This window comes from Brumimicrobium sp. (genome assembly GCF_048268645.1).
Classification (GTDB): domain Bacteria; phylum Bacteroidota; class Bacteroidia; order Flavobacteriales_D; family Crocinitomicaceae; genus Brumimicrobium; species Brumimicrobium ulvae.
The window spans coordinates 61,107-87,519 of record NZ_JBLWVE010000009.1; the positions used below are offsets into that span (position 1 = coordinate 61,107).

The window sequence follows — 26,413 nt, forward strand, 5'->3', positions numbered from 1 at the left end:
TATGGTACTTTTCGTTCGTAGCGGTTCATTTTTTTAATGATTGAGCATAATCTTTCGCGTGATAAGTCAGAATAGCACTAGCACCTGCTCTTCTCATGCTCAACAAAGTTTCTTCAACCGTTGCATCATAATCCAGCCAACCATTCATAGCCGCAGCCTTAACCATGGCGTATTCACCAGACACGTTATACGCAGTAATTGGAACTGTAAAGTGCTCATTCAATGAATGAATAACATCTAAGTATGAAAGTGCAGGTTTAACCATTAAGAAATCAGCTCCTTCTTCCACATCTAATACAGCTTCTAAAATGGCTTCTTTTTTATTGGCTGGATTCATTTGATAAGTTTTCTTATCCCCTGCTTTTGGTGCTGAATCTAGAGCGTCTCTAAAAGGTCCATAAAAAGCGCTAGCATATTTAGCACTATAGGCCATAATGCTAGTGTTGGTATAATTGTGAACATCTAGGATTTCTCGGATAGCGGCAATTCTACCATCCATCATATCAGAAGGACCGATAATATCAAAGCCTGCTTGAGCTTGTGCCAAACTCATTTGAGACAAAATAGGCAAAGTTTCATCATTTAGAATCACACCATTTTCAACGATTCCATCATGTCCATCTGTACTGTATGGATCCAATGCAACATCACTCATTAAATTTGCTTCCGGAAATCTTTTTTTAATTTCTTGGGCGACTTTTAAGTAGAAATTGTTTTCATCGTAACTGTACTCACCTTTTTTACTTTTCTTCTCTTCTGGAATAACAGGGAACAGCACAAAGTTTTCAACTCCTAATGCTAAGCACTCCTCGATTTCTTGAAGAAGATCTTCCATTCCCCACCTATGAATACCTGGCATTGAAACGATTGGAGACTTATCTTTTTTATTGTGGGTAACAAAAAGTGGATAAATCAAATGAGACACAGATAATTGTGTTTCTTGCACCATCTTTCTAATTGCAGGTGACTTTCTATTTCTACGTGGACGTTGATACATCATAATTTTAGGACATTTAAATTAACCCTCAAATTGGGGTAGCAAAATTAGGAGAAATAAGCATCTCAAAAAATTTTTAACGTAAAAAGTCAATTTTTTAGGACTGTGACCATCATATTTTACTATTTTAGCCTAAGGAATAAATAATTACGACAATGAAGATACAAAAAACTTTAATTTTTGCTGGGGTGTTATCGTCAGTTTTAGTGCTTGGTAGCTGTGTAGATACCGCAGAAGACAATCAAATTAAGAAGGAAGGTGAGAAAATGGTTGATCAAGACCTATTAGATCCGAACCGTTCATTTAACACAACTTTTGATGGGAAATTATTTTCAGTTCCCTCTCCTGTTCAAACGGCATTATTAATAAAGTCTTTAGACATTCCATTTAATGAAGTCTTAATGAATAACCTGGAGAAAGTGAAGAACTATAATTCAGCTACAGATCAAGCGATTAACTTGGGGATTTATGGTGCTGACTTAGGTTATGTAACGCTGTATGACCAAAGTGCAAAGTCGCTTAACTACCTAAGTGTTGTTGAAGATCTTTCAAACAAACTTGGAATTGCAGGAGCGTTTGATAAAAATTTTATTGAACGATTTGAGCAAAACAGCAACGATGAAGACAGTATGTTAGTTATTCTTACTGATGGATTTAGAAAAGCGGATAACTTTTTGAAGGAAAACGATCAAAAGAATAATTCAGCATTAATATTAACTGGAGGATGGTTAGAATCTATGCATTTCGCTACACAATTGTACAGTCAAAGTAAAGAGGTGAAAATCATCAATCGAATTGGTGAACAGAAACAATCTTTAGAAACCATTTTAGAGTTGTTAGACAAATACAACACAAACGGTCAAAATGATGAGTATATTGCTTTGTTTAAAGATTTAAACACTTTATTTGAAGAGGTAAAAACGACTTATGAGTATGTTGAATCAGAGACAGACAAAGCGCGCAAAACAACGACAATCAAAAGTAAAATGAAGATTGAAATTTCTGATGAATTAGCGGAACAAATTATTGAAAAAGTAGCTGCAATACGTGCTCAAATCATTGCATAAACAAGCTATTTTAGATAAATAATTATAATTATAACATTGATAAAAACACAATAATGAAAAAAGGAATTATTCTAGGATTAATTTTCGCAGCCTTTACTGTTTTCTCAACCAAAGCACAGGATTGCGATTCTATTTATAGAGTAGTTGAAAGCTACTTAGTGACTTCAGACGATGGTCGTTCATTTGTTTCAGATGGACAGGTTTACACGGCATTTTTAGACAATGAAAAAGCAGAATTCAACACTACTTTGTATGGAAATACTGTTTATAGGATTGCTGCTTCTGCTGGAATCAAAGATGATTATGCGATTTTTACAATCAAAGACATGGAGGACAATATTTTATTTACGAACAAAGACCAATTAAATAGTCCTTACTGGGATTTTAAAGTGCAAAATTCTATTCCTGTAAAGGTCCAAACAGAGCTAGACACCAACAAGAAAATCACAGGGTGTATTGTCATGATGATTGGCTTTTTAAAATAAAATTGATACTTATTACTACTAACTATGAGTGAAAGGATACTTCGCGCTCTTATGCAACTCTTTGCGATTATTGCAAGGGTTGATGATATAAATGATCTTGAAGACACTGACGTTGTCACGAGTTCACGTGGTCGAAAAATCGTAAAGTTATTTTTAGGTCAAGAACTCAGTTCTGGATTAGTAGAAGAGTATTTAGAAGAATTTGACACTTATTTAAACATTCACCAAGGGGTAAAGAGAAAAAAAGATGGAGTTCGGAAACGTACTTCAGTAAATTCAGTAAAAATTTTAAGGATTTGTTCTGAAATAAACCAAGAACTTACCCAGAGACAAAAAATCATTGTTCTTGTTCGTATCATTGAATTTATTCAAACCAACGAAGTGATTAACGAGCAAGAGATTGAGTTCGTTAATACTGTTGGCGAGGCATTTAATATCAATCAAGAAGAATACAACGCGCTTTATAGTTTTGTAGAGGCTGATCCTGATAAAGTTCTGGATTTTCACAATATACTATATGTCATCCCTACCCTATCGGATCGCTGGACCTATGCAAAACAAATCATTTTAGAAGGGCTTCAAGGTTTGATTGCTATTATTAAGGTTGACAGTGTGAATTTATACTTTCTGCGGTATGTAGGTAGTGACCAAATTATCCTCAACGGTCAAGTTGTTGCCACAGAAAGGCAGCATATTTTTAACCCCGGTTCATCTATACGTACTTCAAAAACGAATCCTGTTTATTATTCTGATGTAATATCGCGGTTCCTTAGCGATGGATCACAAGAAAATCTATTGTTTAAATGTGAAAATTTAGAATTTAGATTTCCCAATAAGAAAATAGGTCTACACGATGTGAGTTTTGCGGAGAACAATGGCGCCTTGATTGGAATCATGGGAGGGTCTGGTGCGGGTAAATCAACTTTATTAAATGTTCTGAATGGAAACTATAAACCTTATTCAGGAAGTGTTACCATTAATGGAATAGACATTCACAAAAACCCAGAGGAAATTGAAGGAGTTATTGGTTTTATCTCTCAAGATGACTTATTGATTGAAGAATTAACTGTTTATCAAAACCTTTACTTTAACGCACAATTGTGTTTCAGTAAATTGACTAACAAACAAATTTCAAAAAAAGTCATCACATTATTGAAGGCCATTGGGCTTTATGACAGTAAAGATCTAAAGGTTGGAAGTCCGCTGGAAAAAACCATCTCTGGAGGTCAGCGAAAACGTTTAAACATAGCCTTAGAGTTAATTCGTGAACCATCTGTATTATTTGTTGACGAACCTACTTCTGGATTAAGTTCAAGGGATTCAGAAAACATAATGGATCTTTTAAAAGAACTTGCCCTCAAAGGAAAGTTAGTTTTTGTGGTGATTCATCAGCCCTCATCGGATATATTTAAAATGTTTGACCGCCTCATGATTTTAGATCAAGGAGGTTATCCAATATTTTATGGGAATTCAGTAGATAGTGTGGTTCATTTCAAAACAGAAATTGACCATGCCAATTGTGAGGAACGAGAATGTCCGACTTGTGGTAATGTAAATCCCGAACAGATTTTCAATATTATCGAAGCAAAAGTGGTAGATGAATTTGGAAACCTTACTCCAAAACGAAAAATTTCACCGCAAGAATGGAACAAACGTTATATTAATGCGCGACCAGCTGACGAAACTGATCGTGTAATTGGTAAGCCTCATATTCACAATAAGATTCCCAACCGCTGGAAGCAATTTAAAGTTTACTTCAAAAGAGATGTACTTTCTAAACTTACCAATACTCAATATATTTTATTAAATACAGTTGAAGCTCCAGCATTGGCTTTAATTCTTGCATTTTTTGTAAAATATTTTGGAACATCAAGCCTCGATTCAGACTATACATTTGAAGCCAGCGAGAACATTCCACAGTTTTTATTTATTGCTGTTGTAGTAGCCTTATTTTTAGGACTAACAGTTGCCGCAGAAGAAATTATTAAGGACAGGAAAATACTCAAACGTGAATCATTTCTGAACTTATCTAGGACCAGTTATTTGTTTTCAAAAATTTCGATAATGTTCATTATTTCTGCAATTCAAACGGCCATGTTTGTATTGCTTGGAAATTTCATCCTAGAAATAAAAGGAATGTGGGTTGAGTACTTCTTAATCCTCTTTTCAACTTCATGTTTTGCTAATATTTTAGGTCTAAATATTTCATCTACATTTAATACAGCAAAAGTTATATACATCCTCATCCCTATTATGATTATTCCTCAATTATTGTTTAGTGGGGTAATCGTAAAATTCGATAAATTACATCCATTATTTTCAAAGGAGGATAGTGTTCCTTGGATTGGTAACATTATGGCTTCTCGCTGGGCTTATGAAGGATTGGCTGTTACGCAGTACAAAAACAATGCTTATGAAGCTCCTTTTTATGTTGTTAATCAGTTGAACAGTGAAGCCTCTTGGAAAAGAGATTATTGGTTACCTGAGTTGAGGAATCAACAAAATGTGATGAACAATTATCTAAACGATGAAAGTAAATCTGCTATGGTTCATCAAGCAAAAGCGATATTGCTGCATGAAATTCAAAAGGAAGAAAAACTTTATGACCCTAGCTTGAATTTTACGTGTAAAGGTTGTGTTGAAGCTTTACAAAACAACGAATGGGATCATGAAGTTAATAGAAACATGTCTGACTACTTCAAAGTCTTGCGTAGCATTTATATGAAGGAGGTCAATGAAAGCATGGATCTTCACGCAGCAAAGCTTGAAGAGATTGGAATTGAAAAATACCGATTGTTAAAAAGAGATTATTTCAATGAATCACTCTCTGATTTTGCCACCAATAGGAATGATCTGGATAAGATTATTATCCAAGAGGGGAAATTAATACAAAAAGCCGATCCTATTTACAATATTCCTAGAGGTAAAGGATTTTTAGAAACACACTTTTACGCACCAGGGAAAAACTTGTTTGGATTGTACTTACCTACTTTCTATGCTAACCTTCTCGTTTTATGGGGGATGACTATTTTTCTATCTATTACCCTTTATTTTGACTTCTTTAGGCATCTTATCGAGTTTTTCGGTAGACTTGCACAAAGATTTAAACGAAGCTAAAAATCAAAGTTAAATTTCCTGTAATTTCGCCATTCTCCGTCAGTATTTTAGTATTTTCGGGTTTTAACTATGGGAATGAACTAATGATGAATAATGAAAAATAACGCTTTACTCATTCGTAAAAACAAAAGCCTTCTTAAGCGATTAGGGATCACGTTATTAATGATGACTTTAACGCGTTTGGTTTTTCTTCTCGCGAACCTTTACTCTTTTAAATCTGTCGGAATTTCAGATCTAATGGCGGGAATATGGATGGATGCCATAACCATAGGAATATTTTTTATCCCGTTTTATGCATTCTCTTTGCTCCCTATCCCCTTTTACCAAACAAAAGGATATCAACTTTTTTTAAAAATCATTTTTCACATTACCAACACCACCATCCTTGCCTTTAATTTAATTGATGTTGAATACTATAAATTTACGGCCAAGAGAAGTACTGCAGATTTATTCACTTTGGTATCTACAGGAAATGATATCAATCAGCTGCTTACTACTTTTATTGCTGATTTTTGGTGGCTTATTTTATTGTTTGTCTTTTTGATTTTTATTAGCAATTGGCTGTACAACAAAACCAAAGTAGACGTAAAACTTCCAGCTCAACTTCATTTCAACATTTTGAATTTTATTGTTGTTTCAGGGCTGTTATTTATTGTCGGTCGTGGTGGATTAGGCTATCGCCCTGCAGATATGTTGACAGCTTCGCAGTTAACCAGTCCGCAAAATACCGCTTTGGTTTCCAATACTCCTTTGTCTATAATAAAAACCTTAGGCAAAGCGTCCTTAAAAGAAGTCAACTTTTTCCCTGAAGGAAGTGATAAAATATACAATCCTATTCACAAAGGTTCTAAAAACCATCAGTTAAGAGAGAATGTTAACGTGATGGTATTAATCATGGAAAGTTTTGGAAATGAATGGCTAGGGAAAAAGAATGGTAAAAACTACACTCCTTTTTTGGATTCATTGTTGGACCATTCACTTTATTTTGACAATGCCTTTGCCAATGGAAAAAAATCTATAGAAGCGGTACCGGCTATCTTTGCTGGAATTCCAAGTCTTTTAGACAATCCTTACATCTCTTCTCATTATGGAACAAATGCTATAAATTCTCTCCCTCAACTCTTAAAAGAAAAAGGCTATAGCTCTGCTTTTTACCATGGAGCAACGAATGGCTCTATGAAGTTCGATGTATTTACTGCGCATTTAGGTTTTGACCATTATTTTGGACGCAAAGAGTATAACAATGAAGAGCATACAGATGCTACTTGGGGGGTTTTAGACGAATATTTTATGCCCTGGACCGCGGAGTCAATTACAAACGAGTTACAAGAACCATTTTTGGCCAGTTTATTCACCTTATCATCACATCACCCCTATTTTGTTCCAGAAGAGCATAGAGGTAACTTACCAGAAGGTCCACATCCAATGGCAAAATCAGTGGCATATGCAGACATGAGTCTTCGCATGTTTTTTGACGTCGCGAAAAAACAACCTTGGTATGAAAATACCGTTTTCATTATTTGTGCAGATCATACACCTGCGGGTACAACAATGAAATTTACGCAACGTATAGGAATGTATGAAATTCCTATAGCTTTCTATGACCCGCAAGGACAATTGTCTCCAAAAGTTGAAAGTAAACTGTTTAACCACATCGACATTATGCCAACAGTTCTGGATTTAGTGGGATATTCTAAAGATGTTTATTCATACGGAAATTCATATTTTTCCGATGCAGTCCCCTATTCTGTTAATTACATTGAAAACTCACATTTATATTTCGAAGGCGATTATATGCTCAACTTTTTACAAGACGAAGCAACAGGTTTATACAACTTTAAAATAGATTCTTTGATGTATCACGATTCAATTGCTGACTATCCTGTGCTCACAAAAGAAATGGAAGACAAAGTCAAAGGAATTATTCAACGGTACAACCATGATTTGATTCATAACACAATGAAAATCAAATGAAAAAAAGCATTCGTTTTATTATCAATCCCATATCTGGAGTAGGTAAAAAGAAGGTATTGCCTGGTTTAATTAAACAGCATTTGGACCATTCCAAATTTACTTACGACATTGTTTATACGTCCCACCGAGGACACGCAGTGGAGATCAGCAAAGAGGCCGCAGATGAAGGAATAGACATTGTATGCGTAGTTGGTGGCGATGGCTCTGTGCATGAAGCCGGGACATCACTTATTGGTCGAAATACAGCTTTGGCCATTCTTCCTACCGGATCAGGAAATGGAATCGCCCGCTACTTGGGTTTACCCAGAAGGATAAAATCGGCTTTGAAAAGTATCAATGCACATCAAATAGAAACTGTAGATACACTTACTTTGAATGGACATCAGTTCATCGGAGTTTCTGGCTTTGGTTTTGACGCCTATATTGCAAAAAAGTTTGATGAATATCATTCGAGAGGACTGACAAGCTATGCCCGTTTAGTGCTTAAAGAATTTAGAAAATATAAAGGTGTCAGCGTTGTTGTTAATGGAGAAAAAGAATATTCTAACTTATTCTTTTGCAGTGTAGCCAACATGACGCAATTTGGGAATGGATTTTACATTTCTCCACAATCCGATGCAAAAGATGGACAATTCGAGATTGTTATGGTTCGTATGCCAAAAACGTTTGGATTTATTGGATTATTGTTTGCATCAATGAGAGGCACATTGCACTGTTCAAAATATGTGACCTGTATTAAAGCGAAACATGCACAAATTAAAGTCACTGATGATATTGGACATATGGATGGCGAGCCAATAGCATTAAAAGAATTAACTGTAGAATTCAATTGCCATCCTAAATCATTATCTGTACTTGTATGATGTTTGAATTAGCCTCTTCTTGGAAAAAAGTATTAAGTCCTGAACTTGAAAAGCCTTACTTTAATCAACTGTTGGAATTTTTAAAGACCGAATATGATCAACAAGTGGTATACCCCAAAAAGGAAAATGTTTTTTCGGCCTTTAACCTCACACCATTTGAGGATGTAAAAGTGGTCATTATTGGACAAGATCCTTACCATGGCGTAAATCAGGCCAATGGTTTATGTTTCTCAGTACATGCGTCAGTTCCTCCTCCTCCTTCTTTAATTAATATCTTCAAGGAATTACAACAAGATATTGGTCGTCCAATTCCTGAACATGGAGATTTAGCACACTGGGCAAAACAAGGAGTGCTACTGTTGAATGCAACATTGACAGTTCGTGCCCATGAAGCGGGTTCACACCAAGGAAAAGGATGGGAAACGTTTACGGATGAAGTCATTCGATCCATTTCTAGAGAAAAGGAAGGCGTAATTTTCTTGCTTTGGGGTGGATTTGCCAAAAAGAAAGCAAAACTTATCGATTCCGAAAAACATTCAATTTTAACGAGTGGACATCCTTCTCCATTGAGTGCAAACAGAGGATATTGGTTCGGAAATAAACATTTTAGTCAAACCAACACATTACTGGCTCAAAGCGGTATAAAAACAATTCTTTGGTAATTCACTTAAGGTTACATTTTACCATTTTCGATAAAGCTATAATATCCTGTATCTGCTATAATTAAATGATCCAAGACAGGTAAGTCTATTAATTTTCCAAATTGTACAAACCTTTTTGTTAAGTCAATATCTGGAGCACTTGGCATAAGTTTTCCAGAAGGATGATTGTGAAGTAAAATACAAGACGAAGCTTTCATGTCCAATAATTCTTTAAAAATCAATTTTCCATCTGCCACAGTTCCGGACCTTCCTCCTTTTGAGATTAGTTTATTGCCTAATACTTTATTACTTCTCGATAAGCCCAGTACTCTAAACTCTTCATGTTCTAAATCTTGGAAATCTCCTTTCACAAAATTATAGACGTCTTTGGCTTGGCTGATTTTCGGAGAAGGAGGGATTTCAGCAGCTGCTCTTCTACGGCCTAATTCAAGCACTGCCATGATGCTAATTGCTTTAGCTTCTCCAACACCTGAGAAATCCATCAATTCGGATTGACTCATTTTTCCCAAATGGTATAAATTGTTTTTATTGGCGTTAAGGATTTCTTTGGCCAACTCAACAGCTGACTTTTTTTTGGTTCCCGAACCTAAAACTATGGCCAGTAATTCAGCATTGGTTAGCGCTGCTCTTCCTTTGTTTTGTAGTTTTTCTCTTGGTCTGTCTTCTTCAGCCCAAGTCTTGATTGTGGTGGTTGTGTTATACATAATATTTGATTTAGTGAATATTAAGTTAGTGAAATATATTACAGTTTCAAATAGATGTAACAAAAAAGTGCTGCCCCAATTGGAACAGCACTTTTATATCGCTTTAAAGCTTGATTTCTTTAAAGAAAATTATGCATTCGCTTTTTCTCTAATCAAGTTCAGTGCACTACCTGCTCTAAACCAATCGATTTGCTGAGCGTTATAAGTATGATTCAATTTGATTTCTTCTTTCGAACCATCAGCATGTACTACCTCTAAAGTAATTTGCTTGTCTGGTGCAAACTGATCTAAATCTAAGAAGTTAAAAGTATCATCTTCTTTAATTTTATCGTAATCAGCTTCATTTGCAAACGTCAAGCCTAACATACCTTGTTTTTTCAAGTTTGTTTCGTGGATACGTGCAAACGATTTAACGATTACCGCAATCACACCTAAGTGACGTGGTTCCATTGCAGCATGTTCACGAGAAGAACCTTCACCATAGTTATGGTCACCCACAACGATTGAAGGAATGCCAGCTGCTTTGTATGCACGAGCAGTTGCAGGAACTTCACCTTTTTCACCAGTCAATTGGTTTACTACTTCGTTAGTCGCTTTACTATAAGCGTTAACCGCACCAATTAGACAGTTGTTTGAAATGTTGTCTAAGTGTCCACGGTAACGTAACCAAGGTCCAGCCATAGAAATATGGTCAGTAGTACATTTTCCGAATGCTTTGATCAACAACTTCATTCCAGAGATATTCTTACCATCCCATGGAGCAAAAGGAGTTAACAGTTGTAGACGGTCTGATTTAGGGTCAACCACTACTTCAATACCACTACCATCTTTCGCAGGTTCTTGATATCCATTATCTTCAACATCAAATCCTCTTTCTGGTAATTCTACTCCAGTAGGTGGGTCTAATTTTACTTCTTCCCCATCTGCATTGGTAAGCGTATCCGTTAAAGGATTAAAGTCAAGACGACCAGCGATTGCCATTGCGGCAACAATTTCAGGAGAAGTTACGAATGCATGCGTATTTGGGTTACCATCTGCACGTTTCGAGAAGTTTCTGTTAAATGAGTGAATAATAGTATTTTTCTCTTGTTTACTTGCTCCTGCTCTATCCCACTGACCAATACATGGTCCACATGCATTAGTAAAGATTGTTGCGTCTAGATCTTCGAATACTTTGATTAAACCATCGCGTTCAGCAGTATATCTTACTTGCTCAGAACCTGGGTTAATACCAAAGTCAGATTTTCTTGGAATCTTTTTATCTACTGCTTGTTTAGCGATAGAAGCTGCACGTGTTAAATCTTCGTAAGAAGAGTTAGTACAAGAACCAATTAATCCCCATTCGATATCTAAAGGCCACCCTTCTTTTTTCGCTTTTTCTCCTAATTCGTTGATTGGAGTTGCTAAGTCTGGAGTAAATGGTCCGTTAACATGCGGCATCAATTCGCTCAAGTTAATTTCAATCACTTGGTCGAAGTATTTTTCTGGTTCAGCATAAACTTCTGGGTCACCCGTCAAGTGTTCAGCAACTTGGTCCGCTAGTTCAACAACATTTTCACGTCCAGTTGCTTTAAGGTAGCGACGCATAGAATCGTCATAACCGAAAGTTGAAGTTGTTGCTCCAATCTCAGCTCCCATGTTACAGATTGTTCCTTTTCCAGTTGCTGAAAGTGATTTAGCACCTTCACCGAAGTATTCTACGATACAACCAGTTCCTCCTTTTACGGTAAGAATTCCAGCCACTTTAAGAATCACATCTTTAGAAGCTGTCCATCCGTTAAGCTCACCTGTTAACTTAACCCCAATTAGTTTAGGGAATTTCAATTCCCAAGGCATTCCTGCCATCACATCAACAGCATCAGCACCACCAACACCAATAGCAACCATTCCTAGTCCACCAGCATTAACTGTGTGTGAGTCTGTACCAATCATCATTCCACCAGGGAAAGCATAATTTTCTAAAACTACTTGGTGAATGATACCCGCTCCTGGCTTCCAGAAACCAATACCATATTTATTGCAAACAGAACTTAGGAAGTTAAAAACTTCGTTGTTCTTATTTAAACTTTCTTGTAAATCTTTGTCTGCTCCCAATTTGGCCTGAATAAGGTGGTCTGCGTGTGCAGTTGAAGGTACCGCTACCTTTTCCTTACCAGCTTGCATGAATTGCAACAAAGCCATTTGTGCAGTTGCATCTTGCATTGCTACTCTGTCTGGAGCAAAATCAACGTAAGATCCTCCGCGACTAAACTCTTGAGTTGCTGCTCCATCCCACAAGTGAGTATAGAGAATTTTCTCAGAGAGTGTTAGCGGTTTATTTACTGCTTTTCTTGCCGCCGCGATACGTTCTGGGTATCGTTCATAAACGGCTTTTATCATATCTATATCAAAGGCCATAATATATTTTTATTAAATAATTTAATTTTCTTAAGCAATGCGAATATAGCAATTTAAGCCTGTATTAACAAGCTGTAGATGGCTTTTATCTTAAACTACTTGCTTTTACTTGTGGAAATGTTTTTTACGAAGATATGCTTCGATCGACTATTGGGTGCTTGACGTTCTTCAATCTTTACTGTACCAATAGAATCCATCAATGGTGTAAGTTTATAGAAGCCAAAGTTTCTAGGGTCGAAATTAGGTTGCTTTTTATTGATCAATGAACCTACATCTCCTAAAAATGCCCATCCATCATCATCCGCACAATCGTATATGGTTTGACGTATCAAACGAATAACTTGTGGAGTCAATTTCTGAACTGTTTCTTTTGGTTTCTTTTTCGATTTTCCTTTCTTTTCGTCTACTTCTGTGTCCGTTTCTTCTGACTTCAAAATTTCGAGGTAGATAAACTTATCACAAGCTACGATAAAAGGCTCGGGTGTTTTTTGTTCTCCAATTCCAATCACAAACTGACTAGATTCACGCAGACGTGTAGCCAATCTTGTGAAATCTGAATCTGATGATACAATACAAAAGCCATCTGTTTTTCCACTGTACAAAATATCCATCGCATCAATAATCATTGCTGAATCTGTTGCGTTTTTTCCTTGGGTATAACCGTATTGTTGAATGGGTTGAATGGCATTTTCTAACAAAATGTTTTTCCATTTGGACAAATGAGGCTTCGTCCAATCTCCGTATATTCTTTTGATCGATGGAGTGCCATATTTGGCAATTTCTTCCATCATTTCTTTTATGTACTTGCTAGGTATGTTGTCGCCGTCAATTAAGACCGCTAAATTTAAATCTTTATTCATTTACTTTCTTTGATTTGTTGGCGCTATTTCTTTTTCCAAAACTGCCACCATTTTTTTGATTTAGTGGTAGGAATTTCATCGTCCTCCGAGTTTTCATGAGGTTGATCTTCGCCTACAGTTCTTATTTCATTTCCATATTTGTCGTATACATGTTCTTCTATTAAAACATCACGCTTATATATGGCTTCTCTTTTTATTTTATCATCTGGGAAACGCTCCATAAAGGCTCCGTGCTTCTGTCCTTTTCTATAGGTTTCAAGACTTTGAATAAAGCCTTGAATGTAAAAGGTTTTAAATTCACCGTCTTTGATTCCTTTTTTCCATGTTTCAGTTTTTAGCAGACTTCCATCATTGTAATAATACTTCCAATCTCCGTCTTTTTGTCCCAAATCATAATTGCGTTCTTGAAGTATATTCCCCTCAATGTCGTACTCAATAAAAGCACCGTGAAAAACACCTTCCTTATAATTGACCTCGCGCTTTATTTTTGATCCAGGCCAGTATTCTTTCTTTGTGCCCTCGAGCAAACCATTGTTGTATTGTTCAATCTTTAAGGTATCGTTTTCATAAGTAGCATACTCGATGTAACGCTCTACTCCATCGAGCATGATTTTCAACCTTTCTGTACCTGTTTTATGTTGACGATAGAAAATTGACTGTCCATGTTGCTCACCATTAAAGTAATTGATTCTCCATGCGACTAATCCACTGGTATCATTATAATATGTCCATGTACCATTTTCGACACCTTCGATATGGTTACGCACCACTTGTGGACAACCTGACTGGTAAAAAGTAGTATCAATACCATCTGTTTTTCCATTCACAAAATGCACAACACGCTCACGAATTCCATTCATGTGACAGGTTTCGCAATCTCCAGTAAAAGGACTTCCTGTTGAACGGGTTAACACGAGATTGTTCCCAGGGTCTGACTCTAAACTTTCGTTACAGTCAACTATATTATCAAATTCATCACATTCCCATTCAACATACTTCTTTCCTATGCGATCTACAGATTTTTGAAAACACGGTCCACTTCTTACATTTCCAATATTACTATTGATTTGTCCAAATAAAAATGGCGTAAATAAAAGAAGTAGAACTGTAGGAATGCTTTTGATCATATTTATTGGTCTAGTTTATTAAATGCCTCTATAAATTCTGGAAAGACTTTTACACTTGAATTTGTTCTAAAGTCAAAACACACTAATTTTGACGCACCTGTAGTACGGATTTCTCCATTCACAGAAACTTTATAACCAAAAGTGAAACTTTTCTCTCCAATTTCTATTAAATGTATAGAAATTTCTGGAGAATCATGTAAAAAAACTGGTTTTAAGTAAACCACTTCGTTTTTCACCAATAATGTACCTTGTTTTTGATAATCCCACTCCTTCCCTACTAACTGTTCAAAATAAAACAATCTGGCTTGCTCGAAGTAACTTAAGTATACAGCGTTGTTTACGTGTCCCATCATGTCGCAATCGGCGAATCTCACTTGAATTTTTACTGGTTTTAACATCTAATCTAATTTTGTGTATTGTGAATTATTACTAACAAATTCAGGCACTATTTGTTTCATTTGTTTAACAATGGCCTCATTATCTTGTTGATCAAACAAATAAATTAACTCATCAATTTCTTGTTCAATATTTCCTGCGGTCAGACAAACTTTACCTTTAAGAATTTGAGGATGATGTGTAGGAAGGGTGTTTTCTTTATCAGCTAACAACTCTTCGTATAGTTTTTCTCCAGGTCGTAATCCTGTGATTTTTATCTCAATGTCTTTTCCTAATTCTAAGCCAGATAAACGGATCATTTTCTTTGCTAAATCAACTATGCGAACAGGTTTTCCCATGTCGAAAACAAAGATTTCTCCACCTTTCCCCATCGCTCCAGCCTCCAGCACCAATTGACAAGCTTCAGGAATGGTCATAAAATAACGCGTCACATTTTCGTCTGTCACTGTTACCGGTCCACCCTGTTCAATTTGTCTTTTGAATAATGGGATTACTGAGCCATTAGAGCCCAATACATTTCCAAATCTTGTGGTAACAAACAAAGTAGATGAAGTTTCATTTTTATTCTGGGCATAAATCTCCGCAATACGTTTGGAAGCTCCCATAACATTGGTCGGATTCACGGCTTTGTCGGTTGAAATCATCACCATTTTTTCAACCTTAAATTCATCGGCTAGGTCAACAATGTTTTTTGTTCCTAAAACATTTGTTTTCACTGCTTCAGAGGGGTTGTTCTCCATTAATGGAACGTGTTTATAGGCAGCAGCATGAAACACAATGTCAGGTTTTAAAGCCATAAACAGGCGTTTCATTCGAATAAAATCACGAACATCTCCAATTACCACCTCAACATTGCCGTCTTTTTCTTGGGCAATTAAATCTATTTGTAAATCATACAAACCTGATTCCCATTGATCCAGTAAAATGATTTTTGAAGGTTGATAATTTAAAATCTGTCGGGCTATTCCACTACCAATTGAGCCTGCAGCTCCAGTGATTAAAACAACTTTATCTTTCAGCTCTCTTTTTACCGCTTCAACTTCCAAATTAATCGGATCTCTTCCCAACAAGTCATCGATATTGACTTTACGAATTTGGTTCAAATTGAATTCACCATTGATCCAACGTTGGAAGCTTGGTACACGCGTAACGACAACATCATGTTCCAAACATTTTTCAACCACATTGGTAATATTTTTCTTTTCGGGTTTTTGAATGGCAACAATCAACTCCGTGATACTGTGTTTTTTTATCAACTCTACCAATTGAGCGCTATGATAAATAGGGACTCCTTCTAATCTATTGCCTTCTAATTTTTGATTATCGTCTAGAAACCCTACAATTTTAGAGCTAATACCAGGATCTTTCTCTATGGTTCTTTTGGTAATTAATCCGGATACACCTGAGCCATAAATCAGGATAAATTTCCTGTCCTCTACTTTAGGTTTATGCAGTTCAAAGTATAATATTTTCACAGAAAATCTGAATCCAATCATAAAGAGCAAAGACGCCAAAAACTCAACAATCAATACAGAAGTAGGCAAGATAAATCGTCCGTCATAAACCAAGACCCTCACCAGTCCGGCAAGCAATAATAGGGTTGAAAAAGTAAGTAGAGCAAAAAATATGCGTCTGACATCTTCTAATGAAGTATGGCGAACTAATCCTTTATGAATTTTAAAGAAGTAAAAAACAGCAAACTTCAGAAGGATAACGAATGGAAGGGCATTTTTAATATTATCCCACTCCTTTAGAATAATTTCAGAATAAGATTCTGTATAGAAATCAAATCGAACAAAATAAGCCAAGGCCAAAGCGAGGATACTAATAAAAATATCCAACACCATAATAATCCAACGTGGAAAATTATCAAAATCTATTATTGTTGATTTATTTTGGTTTTTACTCATTTGTTTATTTACATGACTACAATAACACAATAAATATGAACTCTAAGAAAAGATTTATCATTTATTATGAAATACCATAATATTAAAAAAAGGCTAACAACTAAGCTTATGCTTTAACGTCAAACACTTCCTTCAACTCATTGGTCATGTGGTTAAACAAATTTGTTAAGGGTTTTTTCACCATCATCTTCAAGAAAGCATTCACTTCTCCATCAAATGCAATGTATCCTTCTGTTTTTCCTTCTACCTCGTCTAGCATAACAGACAATTTAAATGGAAAAGGAGATTTTTCACCAGAATTCATTTTAATTTCCTTTGTAGGAACCAATTCGTCTTGAACCAAAGAAATTGTAATACCACCTTGCACTTTGAAAGAGCATTCTTCAGTAGTTCCTTTGAAGTCTTTCACTTCATTTTTAGGTAATAGCTGCCCTATATTTTCAGCGTTACTTAAAAATTCATACACCTTTTCAACAGGTGCATTAACGATTGCTTTATTGCTGTCTATTTTCATTATCTTCTAATATTTACCCCAAGTATCTGGAGATACCCTCCATTCACGGAGTGAACTCATATCATTTTCTGTTACTGTACCTTGCTTTAATGCAATATCAATCATCACATCATAATTAGACAGTACATTTAATTGGCAATTGGCTTTTTCGAATGCTTTTTTCGAAGTTTCAAAACCATAATCAAAGATGGCCACAACACCTTTCACATTTAACTCTGCTGCTTTCAAGGCTTCAACAGCTTTAAGGCTACTTCCTCCTGTTGAGATTAAGTCTTCGATAACCACGACATTTAATCCTGTACTGTAATCTCCTTCGATCATGTTTTCTAAACCATGACCTTTTGCCGAAGAACGCACATAGATAAACGGAACACCCAATTCTTGTGCTACTAGTGCACCCATGGCAATACCACCAGTCGCTACTCCAGCAATAATATCTGGCTTTCCATAGGTATCTATAATGGTTTTGGTAAAACCTTGACGGATAAAAGTACGTATATTTGGATAAGATAAAGTTTTACGATTATCGCAATATATCGGCGACTTCCATCCAGAAGACCATGTAAATGGATTTTTAGGCTGAAGTTTTACAGCTTTTATTTGTAGCAAATATTCTGCTATCTTGGCGGCATTATCTATATCAGTAATCATAATCGCAAATGTATAAAGTTTTTGTCAATAATGTTCCAATTTACTTTCAAAAAGATGCTTTATTTGAAAGTAATATTCCCACTCAATTCTTACCCAACCTAAGCCTTGAGCATTTCGATGAATTTAAGGTTGAAGTTGAGAAACTAAATTCTGAAGACTTCTTATTTATTAAGGGCAAAGACCCTTTCAAGGAAATTCAACAATTTTTCAATAAGTTTGAATGGATTGAAGCGGCAGGAGGAATTGTTCAACAAACTGAAGCACAAAAACTCTTGTTTATTTTCCGCAATGGTTTTTGGGATATTCCTAAAGGAAAGATTGAAGTTGGTGAAAAACCTGAAGAAGGTGCAATAAGGGAAATTCAAGAAGAATGTGGTCTTGAAAAATTAAAGATTGTTCGTGAACTCTCCCCTACTTTCCATGTATATTTCGGGTACGGGAAACACTTTATCAAGAAAACACATTGGTTCGCTTTGTCAACCCAAGAAACAAAAGTTTCACCTCAACTAGAAGAAGATATTACAGAAGTGAGGTGGTTCGACAGCAATGAAATCGATTTAGTAAAAGAACAAACTTTCGCCTCTATTTTAGATGTATTAGAGGACTTTGAAAGAAAGCATTAACCGGTAGTATTATATAAACTTAAAGTCTACACGTCTATTTCTTTGCTTTCCTTCTTTTGTTTTATTGGTGTCGACAGGTTCTCGTTTCCCTTTAAAGTCAATCTCCAATTTTTCAGGCTCAATTCCACGACTTTTAAAATAATTTTGAATGGCTTTAGCTCGGCGTTCAGACAATCCAATATTGTATTGGTCTGTACCTACAGCATCGGTATGCCCAGTAATTTCCACACGTAAATCGTGGATTCCGTCCAGCACCCTTGCCATTTTATTTAGGTATGCATAAAACTCAGGCTTAATTTCAGATTCGTCATGATCAAAATAAATCGGCTGAAACTTAAAATTTTGTTGTTCTTTTTTCAATACCTCTGGAGCAGCATACCCTTTATTGTAAGCTTTAACAAAACGATGTTTCCACAAGTGCGTTGATTCAGGTTCTTTTTCAGTGGTGACTTTATGGTCTGATCTAAACAATACGACTTCACCTTGAATATTTCTGCAGTCTGTACTTATAAATGTTCCTTTTAAATAGGCTGTCGAATCATTGTATTCTAAACTATAATCGAGTTTACATACTGGTGACTTCGGAGAATTGGAAGAGCGTCTTCCCAACTGTTCTGAAAGGGTTAATTTACTTCCTTCTTGTTTTCCTTCAAAGGATTTAACAGCAAACTCAACATCATCTAATCGCTCCACTCTTGACAATCCTGTTATTTGATTGCCGTTCACCTCAATACTTAAATAAATGACATCTGCTTTTTCAATGGCTTGTCCATTGGAAATAAGCACACCCGACCAAGATCCCGATAAATCTTGGGCCATTGCATGCGTTGCAATTAGAAAAAGAATAAAAAGTAGTTTTTTCTTCATGAGTGATGACAAAGATTCAAAAAATGTTCCATTTAGCAAATGGAATGATAGAATTATATACTTTTACTTCAAAAAATCACATTATTCATCATGTATAAAACACTCATTCTTTTAAGTCTGCTGCTTTCTACTATAGCTTCCGGACAAGTTCCTTCATATGAAAGTATCTTAAACTTCATGCACAACAACATTGAATACAATCCTCAAAATGGACATTTTGAAATCTCTAAATCTCCAGAAGGATACTTTGTCAATACTGCATTTTACGGAGAGGACAATTCAATAGAACGCACAGATAGTCAACAAATTTGGAATGCTAAGACCAACAGTTTCATCCTTCCAGTTTATCCCAACACAGATCGCTATCAATACAATTACACCACAGAGATGACGGCGCGCTTTAGGCAATTATGGTACAACCGTAAAAACGTAGTCCCCTTTATATATTATGGTTACCCAGGTTGGGTTGAAGACACACAACTAAAGCTAGAAGGAAAACAAAACCTCACGCCAAAAGAACTGGAAAACTTAGCACGCGCTTACTACATCAAAGCAAACGATTACATTCACCCCAATCAATATGGACTAAGAGCTGCAGAAAACGAAAGTTTTATAGGTGTTCCTTATGGAAAAACACATCCCAATAGAGTGAAGAACTTTAAAGAAGCTTATGATAAGAATCTAGAATACTGGCAGCTAATTCAAGAAAAATATCCAGAACATAAACCTCACATCATCAGCGATTTAGATTTAAAAACTGCAAATGAATACATGCACGGTTTTTTAATTTTTAAAACCCTTCTCGAGCATCAGAATGCTGCAGCGTATTTAGATGCTGTAAATTATCCAAAATCATTCATAAGCTACGCTAAATTATTACTAAACTCATGTGAACAAGACGGAATTCTTTTTACCAATGGCGACACAGACACCTATCCTCTTTGGTATGTTCAAGAAAAACTAAACTACCGAAACGACGTTACAGTGATCAACCTTTCACTGGCTCAAACCTCATGGTACATGGAATATTTAATGGATCAAAAGAACTTAAAAACAACATTTACTGCCGAAGAAGTAAGAGAAATGAGGTCATTATTGTTCTTAATTGATGGAGAAGAATCTTTCCTTTTTTCTGATTGGAGAAATGACTATCGTGCATTAGAAAACAAAACCAAAATCAGCGACCCAATACATCCCCACTGGATTTCCGTCAATGGCCAATGGGAAATCAAAAGAGGTGATGTTTATTATCGACTCAAAAAAGAAGAATATTATACATTTGGTTATATTGTTGTCTTATATGACGTGCTTTCCTCCCAGCCTGAACGCCCAATATATGCTACGCATGAAATGTCATTTTCAGAATTGGGGCTAGAAAACTATACACGTAAAAATGGCTTTCTTATTCAATTGGACACCATTAGTCGATTATACATGACAGACGACGAAGAAGAAAGTATATTTGAGTCACTTGAATCTCTTCCTGACGGTTATATTTTAGGTTTGGGAGGCTGGCGCGACTATACGGTTATGAGCTATCTCAATACAGCCCTGACGATAAGATCGAACTTAGCTGAAGAAATAACGCCAATTGTAAAAGACCAAGTACTTTCTGTACTACCGACCAAAGAAGTAAGCACAGAATTAGCCACATGGATTTCTGATTTTTATATAAAATTCGATCGTGAAGAACTCGAAAAATTCTTGAATGAATATGAAGGAACTGCCTTAAAATTTATTACTGGATTTCAACCAAGATTCAACAAAGTTTTTGATGATTCAGAAGGTTTTTATGACCTCATTAGCATTTACACATCCACAAGGAAGTATCAATTAAATTCGCATGAAAAAAAGGAATACGAATGGCATGGAAGTAAAGACCTCTTTGAGGAATTGAAATCAACACTAACTGAACTACAAGGGTTTTGCGAAAAACACAAGTTGGATACTTCACATACCAAAGTAAAACACATGTTGCTCATATTGAATCAGGTAAACCTAGATTAGTGTCAGTAAAAGAGAGAAAACATAACTGTTGGAGCACTTGTCCAGAATGTCAAGGTCAGGGAAAAAGAAGACGTAAACTTCGAAAGAAGGCTCGACTTCAATACCAAAAAGAATTATCGCTATACACTGCCAGTAATAGTATTGGTAAAGCTCCAGTTCGTCCACTTGGTCATCTTTATACCTGTCCTCATTGTGCAGGGTCTGGTTTGATTTCTTCCAAAGCACATCCTATTCCGGATACTGAAAACTTTCCACATGTTTCAATAATTGGAGCAGGAATTGGCGGAGTTGCACTTGCTGTTGCTTGTTTACACCGTGGAATTCCTTTCACTTTATACGAACGAGACAAAAGCTTCGAAGAAAGATCTCAGGGCTATGGTTTGACCCTTCAACAAGCCAGTAAAGCCATAGAAGGATTTGGGTTGTTTTCACTTGAAGGTAGTATTGTTTCGAAAAGACACATTGTACATACCACAGATGGCAAAGTGATAGGAGAATGGGGAATGAAAAAATGGCTCAACAGTGACGAGTCCAACGCACCAAAGCGGACCAATATTCACATTGCACGACAAACTTTACGCAAGTCACTCATTGAACTACTGGACCATAAAAACACAATAAAATGGAACCACCAACTTACTGACATAAAGCAAGGTAAAGACACTTACCTCAACTTTAAAATCAACAACGAAATCAAGCAAATCAAAGCCGACCTTATTGTTGGTGCAGATGGAATTCGAAGCGTTACACGTCGTTTACTCTTAGGAGAAGAAAATACTCCGCTACGCTATTTAGCCTGCATTGTAATTTTAGGAATTTGCGATTTATCTGAATTAAAGTCAATAGACAGTCCTCTTTTAGACTCTGAAACTGTATTTCAAACAGCAAATGGTACGGAAAGGATATACGTTATGCCTTATTCACCAGGAAAGATCATGTGGCAACTCAGTTTTCCCATGTCAGAGCAAGACGCCAAAGCATTGAGTCTTGCAGGTCCAAAAGCTCTAAAAGAAGAAGCTGTTCGACGTACACAGTGGCACACACCAATTCCCCAATTAATAGCCGCAACCACAGAGCGGAAAATTTCTGGATATCCTGTTTATGACCGTGCGATTCTTTCCCCTGAATCACTTCAAAAAGGAAACAATATTACATTGATCGGTGATGCAGCACACCCTATGAGTCCATTTAAGGGGCAAGGTGCCAATCAAGCATTATTAGACGCCTTATCATTAGCGCGAATCATTAAAAAAGAATGCAGACCACTTTCCAACTGGAAGGAGAAAAACATTAGGGCCAGTGTTTTGAATTCATTTGAGGAAGAAATGTTACGCAGAAGTGCAATAAAAGTAAAAGACTCTGCCGAAGCTGCGCAATTCTTACATTCTCAAATCGTTTTGCACAAAGGAGACGAACCCCGAGGCAGGTGTTTAAAATCTTAACTCGTCAATTCTAAATGTCAGCCTTTTACAAAAAATAGATCAAGCAATCACATTCAGGAATAAGATCAGTTAAATTGAAATAATTTATCAATAATTACAATTTTATGTATATTTATGGTGTTCATTCTGTACGTTCAAACAGTTGATCAACACAATTAATGCAATACACTAACCCCATATATTCTTCAATAGGTCTTTTGAGCTTAAAACTGAAGGAATACAAGTTGGTGATTTTCTTGTGTAAACTCACGATATTTTAATGCTATGAACGTTACATATTCAATTACAAACAAATAAAATAAAAAAATGATAGATCAAATTATCAGTCAAGGGAAAGAATTTCTTTCAGGAAAATTAAAAGAAACTGTTGGATTCGACGAGAGTCAAATAGACACAGCATTAAACACAGCCAAAGACAGCACTGTTGACACTTTAAAAGACGAAGTGAAGGGCGGAAACCTTTCAGGAGTATTGGATTTATTCAATGGGAAGTCAGACACTTCTACATCTAACCCAATTGTTGGAGGGATGGCCAATAATTTAATTTCTGGACTGGTTTCGAAATTAGGAATTGGAAAAGACATGGCTTCAAAAGCAACGGACATGATTATTCCATTTATCATGAGTAAGTTCAGCAGCAAGGACACAGGTCAAGCCAAAGACGGATCTGAGCTAATGGATATGCTTGGTGGCGGAGGTTTGAAAGACGCGCTGGGTGGTTTGCTTGGAGGAGATAAAGGTGGTAAAGACGATGGAATGTTAGGAAAACTAGGTAAGTTCTTTTAATCCATTTCCTTGTACTTTTACAACAAAGTAATTGTTCACTACAAGAATTGAATGCGAAGTTTAAAGCTTACTTGACTCTCTTCAAGGACTTTATTATTTCGCATTTTTTCTTTGTCCAATAATTTCCACAAAAATTAAGCTTTCCTCCGATTTACTAAGATTTATGGCGAATTATTTGCTCTATACAAATCGTAAAATATTAATTTAAAAACTCAAAAATAAAATGAAAAAAACAATCTTATCTTTTGTAATGCTATCCGCTCTTTTCTTCACTTCTTGCACTGAAGAAACAGCATCAAATACTGCGGAAGTTTCTGGTGAAAAAACAGAAATCAAAGAAGATATTGTTAAAACAAGCTCTACAGATGAACAAGGTAACACTTTAGAAATGACTTTTAACAACACGAAGAACATTGTAACAATAGAGTTTGAAGGCATTACTCAAGAGTTAAGCAGTGAACGTCCAGCTTCTGGAATTTGGTACACCAACGATGAGTATGAACTTAGAGGAAAAGGTGATGCCATAGAATTGAAAAAAGGTGAAGAAGTTGTTTATAAAAGCACTACCCCTTTATAAACTTTTTAAGTAAATCAGAAAAATCATCACATAATATTCATGTCGATGAAAAAAAACAAGACTACCTGTTGAACTGCAGGTAGTCTTGTTTTTTATAGCTATTTTAGAGCAGGATTAATCTTCTAAACAAGTTATGGAAATTCCACAAATACCAGACCTCATTCATTATGCGATCCCCTTTTTCGCCATTACTGTCTTGCTGGAAATTGTATTGACCGTCAAAATCAAACATGAAGAATATGCCTTCAAAGATGCTGGAACCTCTATACTCATGGGACTAGGGAACACAGCCATAGGACTCATCACCAAAGGGATTGTTTTAGCTTTGTTTTATTTCATCTACAATGTCTTTCATTTATTTGAAATTCCGTTTACCTGGTGGGCATGGATATTGATTTTGTTTGCGGATGATTTCTGTTATTATTGGTTTCATAGGATCAGTCATGAAAGTCGTTTTTTCTGGGCCAGTCATGTAGTTCACCATTCCTCAGAAAAATACAACCTAAGTACCGCATTAAGACAAACTTGGACAGGAAGTTTTTACACCTTTATTTTTTGGGTTCCATTAATTATCATAGGCTTTCATCCCATCATGGTGCTCGTACAAATGTCCATTAGTTTAATTTATCAATATTGGATACACACAGAAATGATCAATAAACTCCCCAAATGGATAGAAGCAGTTTTCAATACTCCTAGTCACCACAGAGCCCACCACGCTACAAATCCACAGTATTTAGACAGAAATTATGCTGGAATATTCATCATTTGGGATAAACTCTTCGGAACTTTTGAACCTGAAGTTGAAAAACCCGTCTATGGTTTGGTCGTTAACATCGAAACTTATAATCCAATAAAAGTAGCTTTTCATGAATGGGTAGCCATGTTTAAAGATTTCTTCACCTCAAAGGCAAGCTTAAGAAATAGGATTAAATACCTTTTCAAACCACCTGGTTGGAGACATGACGGAACAAGTGTATTGTCTTCTGATTTAAAAAAAGACTGGTTAGACCAGAAAGATGAACAGCCTTAGATTTCATAAATTCTCACCTTCTTTTTCTTAAAGTAGGTATTGTTAAGCAATTCAATAAGGTCTTCTGATTTTTTCTTTGGGACAGCCACAAAAGCGCAATCTTGTTTTAACTCAATAACCCCAAGTTCTTGAGCAGACAAACCTCCTTTCTTCATGAAAACACCTGCAATATCCCCTTTTGAAATCTTATCTTTTCGTCCACCCGAAATAAACAAAGTGGTAAAAAACGAAGTGGTAATTCCCGCCTTATTCAATTGATTTAAAGGCTTTGCGTTATGAATAAACTCCGGAAGTGATTTATTTTCTTCTTTAATTACATAGGCTGTACCTTTAGCTGAAACACGAGCTGTACGACCATTTCTGTGGGTAAACTCTTCGTTAGCATGTGGCAATTCAAAGTGGATGATGTAACTCAATTCTGGAATATCTAATCCACGCGCGGCAAGGTCAGTCGCTACCATGACTTGTGTGCTTCCATTTCTAAATTTTATCAAAGCCCGTTCGCGGTCCATCTGCTCCATTCCACCAGAAAAACAACTGTGTCCGATTTGGTGCTTGGTCAGGTATTCACTCACTTCATCAATGGTTGCCTTAAAATTACAAAACACAATTCCGTTTTGATTTCCAACATGGTTTAAGAGTCCGACCAAGGTTTCTAACTTCTGATTGGCATTACTTTCTACCACCTTAAGTTCAAGTTTGTCATTTTTCTTTTCGACGAGATAATCCAATGTTTTGGCTTCATTCATCTGGACAAATCCAGGAATACTTATTTGAGCAGTGGCAGAAGTTAAAATTCTTTTTTCCAGATTTGGAATATGTCCTAAAATACGCGTCAATTCATCTTCAAAACCAACTTCTAAAATTTTATCGTATTCGTCCAACACTAAATACTTGATGCTATCGGTATTCATTTGTTCGCCCGAAAAATGGTCCAAAATTCGTCCAGGTGTTCCAATCAAAACTGCAGGAGTATGTTTTAATTCCATACGGTCTTTCGACTTCGAACGGCCGCCATACACTGCGTTCAACTTGAAACCTGTTCCCATATGTCTAAACACCTGTTCAATTTGTATAGCCAATTCACGAGACGGCACAACAATCAGCGCCTGAATGCCATCAACTTTAGGATCGAGCAATTGAACTAAAGGCAATAAAAAAGCCAATGTTTTTCCTGTACCAGTTGGAGATAGAACAATGGTATTTTCATTTTTCTCAATCACCGTTTTGGCTTCTTGCTGCATAGGATTCAATCCTTTGATATTCAATTTGGTTAAAATATCTTGCTGTGTTTTTATATGCTTAGCCATTGGATTATTGGTTTAAAACTGGGTGAATGTACTGAAATGCTGCT

The 26,413-nt window shown here is 36.1% G+C and carries 23 protein-coding genes; 12 read left to right on the top strand and 11 right to left on the bottom strand.

Features of this window, described 5'->3' with window-relative positions:
• Positions 1-25: 25 nt before the first annotated feature.
• Entirely contained in the window at positions 26-1,000 is a 975-nt protein-coding gene (gene hemB / locus ACN0U3_RS08870; RefSeq protein ID WP_367182443.1) for a porphobilinogen synthase, read from the bottom strand.
• Positions 1,001-1,152: 152 nt separating this feature from the next.
• On the opposite strand from hemB, the gene ACN0U3_RS08875 reads away from it, so the two are divergent.
• The 6 genes from ACN0U3_RS08875 (at position 1,153) to ung (ending at position 9,165) form a co-directional block, all read left to right on the top strand.
• Positions 1,153-2,064, top strand: a complete 912-nt coding sequence (locus ACN0U3_RS08875; RefSeq protein ID WP_299206001.1) for a hypothetical protein — start codon at positions 1,153-1,155, stop codon at positions 2,062-2,064.
• 53 nt (positions 2,065-2,117) lie between these two features.
• Entirely contained in the window at positions 2,118-2,549 is a 432-nt protein-coding gene (locus ACN0U3_RS08880) for a hypothetical protein (protein WP_417265926.1), read from the top strand.
• 24 nt (positions 2,550-2,573) lie between these two features.
• Entirely contained in the window at positions 2,574-5,666 is a 3,093-nt protein-coding gene (locus tag ACN0U3_RS08885; protein ID WP_417265927.1) for an ATP-binding cassette domain-containing protein, read from the top strand.
• 93 nt (positions 5,667-5,759) lie between these two features.
• Complete coding sequence (locus ACN0U3_RS08890; protein ID WP_417265928.1) at positions 5,760-7,640, top strand: LTA synthase family protein; 1,881 nt, start codon at positions 5,760-5,762, stop codon at positions 7,638-7,640.
• Entirely contained in the window at positions 7,637-8,503 is an 867-nt protein-coding gene (locus ACN0U3_RS08895) for a diacylglycerol/lipid kinase family protein (protein ID WP_417265929.1), read from the top strand. The genes ACN0U3_RS08890 and ACN0U3_RS08895 overlap by 4 nt, the downstream gene beginning before the upstream one ends.
• A complete protein-coding gene (gene ung / locus ACN0U3_RS08900; RefSeq protein WP_417265930.1) occupies positions 8,500-9,165 on the top strand; it encodes a uracil-DNA glycosylase in 666 nt (221 codons plus the stop codon). Before ACN0U3_RS08895 ends, ung begins: the two co-directional genes overlap by 4 nt.
• Positions 9,166-9,176: 11 nt before the next feature.
• On the opposite strand, the gene radC is transcribed toward ung, so the two are convergent.
• The 8 genes from radC to pyrE all read right to left on the bottom strand — a co-directional run bounded on the left by radC (position 9,177) and on the right by pyrE (position 17,724).
• Positions 9,177-9,869 carry a RadC family protein gene (gene radC, locus ACN0U3_RS08905; RefSeq protein ID WP_299206010.1) on the bottom strand — a complete coding sequence of 231 codons (693 nt, stop codon included), beginning with the start codon at positions 9,867-9,869 and terminating at the stop codon, positions 9,177-9,179.
• A 129-nt stretch (positions 9,870-9,998) separates the two neighbouring features.
• Positions 9,999-12,266 carry an aconitate hydratase gene (locus ACN0U3_RS08910; protein WP_417265931.1) on the bottom strand — a complete coding sequence of 756 codons (2,268 nt, stop codon included), beginning with the start codon at positions 12,264-12,266 and terminating at the stop codon, positions 9,999-10,001.
• A gap of 95 nt (positions 12,267-12,361) precedes the next feature.
• Positions 12,362-13,126: an NYN domain-containing protein gene (locus ACN0U3_RS08915; RefSeq protein ID WP_299206014.1), complete on the bottom strand. Its 765-nt coding sequence runs from the start codon at positions 13,124-13,126 to the stop codon at positions 12,362-12,364.
• A 23-nt stretch (positions 13,127-13,149) separates the two neighbouring features.
• Positions 13,150-14,253: a toxin-antitoxin system YwqK family antitoxin gene (locus ACN0U3_RS08920; RefSeq protein ID WP_417265932.1), complete on the bottom strand. Its 1,104-nt coding sequence runs from the start codon at positions 14,251-14,253 to the stop codon at positions 13,150-13,152.
• A 2-nt stretch (positions 14,254-14,255) separates the two neighbouring features.
• On the bottom strand, positions 14,256-14,651 hold the full coding sequence (locus ACN0U3_RS08925; RefSeq protein ID WP_299206017.1) for an acyl-CoA thioesterase: 396 nt from the start codon (positions 14,649-14,651) through the stop codon (positions 14,256-14,258).
• Positions 14,652-16,559, bottom strand: coding sequence for a polysaccharide biosynthesis protein (locus ACN0U3_RS08930; protein WP_299206019.1), 1,908 nt, complete (start codon positions 16,557-16,559; stop codon positions 14,652-14,654).
• A gap of 106 nt (positions 16,560-16,665) precedes the next feature.
• Positions 16,666-17,073, bottom strand: coding sequence for an SRPBCC domain-containing protein (locus tag ACN0U3_RS08935; protein WP_417265933.1), 408 nt, complete (start codon positions 17,071-17,073; stop codon positions 16,666-16,668).
• A gap of 6 nt (positions 17,074-17,079) precedes the next feature.
• Positions 17,080-17,724 carry an orotate phosphoribosyltransferase gene (gene pyrE / locus ACN0U3_RS08940; protein WP_299206026.1) on the bottom strand — a complete coding sequence of 215 codons (645 nt, stop codon included), beginning with the start codon at positions 17,722-17,724 and terminating at the stop codon, positions 17,080-17,082.
• 8 nt (positions 17,725-17,732) lie between these two features.
• On the opposite strand from pyrE, the gene ACN0U3_RS08945 reads away from it, so the two are divergent.
• Entirely contained in the window at positions 17,733-18,347 is a 615-nt protein-coding gene (locus ACN0U3_RS08945; RefSeq protein ID WP_417265934.1) for an NUDIX hydrolase, read from the top strand.
• A 9-nt stretch (positions 18,348-18,356) separates the two neighbouring features.
• Here ACN0U3_RS08945 and ACN0U3_RS08950 read toward each other — a convergent pair whose 3' ends face one another.
• On the bottom strand, positions 18,357-19,214 hold the full coding sequence (locus tag ACN0U3_RS08950) for an OmpA family protein (RefSeq protein ID WP_417265935.1): 858 nt from the start codon (positions 19,212-19,214) through the stop codon (positions 18,357-18,359).
• A 90-nt stretch (positions 19,215-19,304) separates the two neighbouring features.
• On the opposite strand from ACN0U3_RS08950, the gene ACN0U3_RS08955 reads away from it, so the two are divergent.
• The 5 genes from ACN0U3_RS08955 (at position 19,305) to ACN0U3_RS08975 (ending at position 25,059) form a co-directional block, all read left to right on the top strand.
• Positions 19,305-21,221 (top strand): hypothetical protein, encoded by a 1,917-nt coding sequence (locus tag ACN0U3_RS08955; RefSeq protein WP_417265936.1) that lies wholly within the window; start codon positions 19,305-19,307, stop codon positions 21,219-21,221.
• On the top strand, positions 21,221-22,663 hold the full coding sequence (locus ACN0U3_RS08960; protein ID WP_417265937.1) for an FAD-dependent oxidoreductase: 1,443 nt from the start codon (positions 21,221-21,223) through the stop codon (positions 22,661-22,663). Before ACN0U3_RS08955 ends, ACN0U3_RS08960 begins: the two co-directional genes overlap by 1 nt.
• Positions 22,664-22,969: 306 nt before the next feature.
• Positions 22,970-23,449, top strand: a complete 480-nt coding sequence (locus tag ACN0U3_RS08965) for a hypothetical protein (RefSeq protein ID WP_299206036.1) — start codon at positions 22,970-22,972, stop codon at positions 23,447-23,449.
• Positions 23,450-23,672: 223 nt separating this feature from the next.
• A complete protein-coding gene (locus ACN0U3_RS08970) occupies positions 23,673-24,026 on the top strand; it encodes an MliC family protein (RefSeq protein ID WP_417265938.1) in 354 nt (117 codons plus the stop codon).
• A 133-nt stretch (positions 24,027-24,159) separates the two neighbouring features.
• Positions 24,160-25,059: a sterol desaturase family protein gene (locus ACN0U3_RS08975; RefSeq protein ID WP_417265939.1), complete on the top strand. Its 900-nt coding sequence runs from the start codon at positions 24,160-24,162 to the stop codon at positions 25,057-25,059.
• Here the strand turns inward: ACN0U3_RS08975 and ACN0U3_RS08980 are convergent.
• Positions 25,056-26,369, bottom strand: a complete 1,314-nt coding sequence (locus ACN0U3_RS08980) for a DEAD/DEAH box helicase (protein ID WP_417265940.1) — start codon at positions 26,367-26,369, stop codon at positions 25,056-25,058. The two genes, ACN0U3_RS08975 and ACN0U3_RS08980, sit on opposite strands and share 4 nt — an antisense overlap.
• Between the last annotated feature and the right edge of the window lie 44 nt (positions 26,370-26,413).

Bases quoted from the DNA above. Each gene is read 5' to 3' on its own strand.
- hemB (WP_367182443.1), bottom strand. From the start codon at position 1,000: ATGATGTATCAACGTCCACGTAGAAATAGAAAGTCACCTGCAATTAGA.
- ACN0U3_RS08875 (WP_299206001.1), top strand. From the start codon at position 1,153: ATGAAGATACAAAAAACTTTAATTTTTGCTGGGGTGTTATCGTCAGTT.
- ACN0U3_RS08880 (WP_417265926.1), top strand. From the start codon at position 2,118: ATGAAAAAAGGAATTATTCTAGGATTAATTTTCGCAGCCTTTACTGTT.
- ACN0U3_RS08885 (WP_417265927.1), top strand. From the start codon at position 2,574: ATGAGTGAAAGGATACTTCGCGCTCTTATGCAACTCTTTGCGATTATT.
- ACN0U3_RS08890 (WP_417265928.1), top strand. From the start codon at position 5,760: ATGAAAAATAACGCTTTACTCATTCGTAAAAACAAAAGCCTTCTTAAG.
- ACN0U3_RS08895 (WP_417265929.1), top strand. From the start codon at position 7,637: ATGAAAAAAAGCATTCGTTTTATTATCAATCCCATATCTGGAGTAGGT.
- ung (WP_417265930.1), top strand. From the start codon at position 8,500: ATGATGTTTGAATTAGCCTCTTCTTGGAAAAAAGTATTAAGTCCTGAA.
- radC (WP_299206010.1), bottom strand. From the start codon at position 9,869: ATGTATAACACAACCACCACAATCAAGACTTGGGCTGAAGAAGACAGA.
- ACN0U3_RS08910 (WP_417265931.1), bottom strand. From the start codon at position 12,266: ATGGCCTTTGATATAGATATGATAAAAGCCGTTTATGAACGATACCCA.
- ACN0U3_RS08915 (WP_299206014.1), bottom strand. From the start codon at position 13,126: ATGAATAAAGATTTAAATTTAGCGGTCTTAATTGACGGCGACAACATA.
- ACN0U3_RS08920 (WP_417265932.1), bottom strand. From the start codon at position 14,253: ATGATCAAAAGCATTCCTACAGTTCTACTTCTTTTATTTACGCCATTT.
- ACN0U3_RS08925 (WP_299206017.1), bottom strand. From the start codon at position 14,651: ATGTTAAAACCAGTAAAAATTCAAGTGAGATTCGCCGATTGCGACATG.
- ACN0U3_RS08930 (WP_299206019.1), bottom strand. From the start codon at position 16,559: ATGAGTAAAAACCAAAATAAATCAACAATAATAGATTTTGATAATTTT.
- ACN0U3_RS08935 (WP_417265933.1), bottom strand. From the start codon at position 17,073: ATGAAAATAGACAGCAATAAAGCAATCGTTAATGCACCTGTTGAAAAG.
- pyrE (WP_299206026.1), bottom strand. From the start codon at position 17,724: ATGATTACTGATATAGATAATGCCGCCAAGATAGCAGAATATTTGCTA.
- ACN0U3_RS08945 (WP_417265934.1), top strand. From the start codon at position 17,733: ATGTATAAAGTTTTTGTCAATAATGTTCCAATTTACTTTCAAAAAGAT.
- ACN0U3_RS08950 (WP_417265935.1), bottom strand. From the start codon at position 19,214: ATGAAGAAAAAACTACTTTTTATTCTTTTTCTAATTGCAACGCATGCA.
- ACN0U3_RS08955 (WP_417265936.1), top strand. From the start codon at position 19,305: ATGTATAAAACACTCATTCTTTTAAGTCTGCTGCTTTCTACTATAGCT.
- ACN0U3_RS08965 (WP_299206036.1), top strand. From the start codon at position 22,970: ATGATAGATCAAATTATCAGTCAAGGGAAAGAATTTCTTTCAGGAAAA.
- ACN0U3_RS08970 (WP_417265938.1), top strand. From the start codon at position 23,673: ATGAAAAAAACAATCTTATCTTTTGTAATGCTATCCGCTCTTTTCTTC.
- ACN0U3_RS08975 (WP_417265939.1), top strand. From the start codon at position 24,160: ATGGAAATTCCACAAATACCAGACCTCATTCATTATGCGATCCCCTTT.
- ACN0U3_RS08980 (WP_417265940.1), bottom strand. From the start codon at position 26,369: ATGGCTAAGCATATAAAAACACAGCAAGATATTTTAACCAAATTGAAT.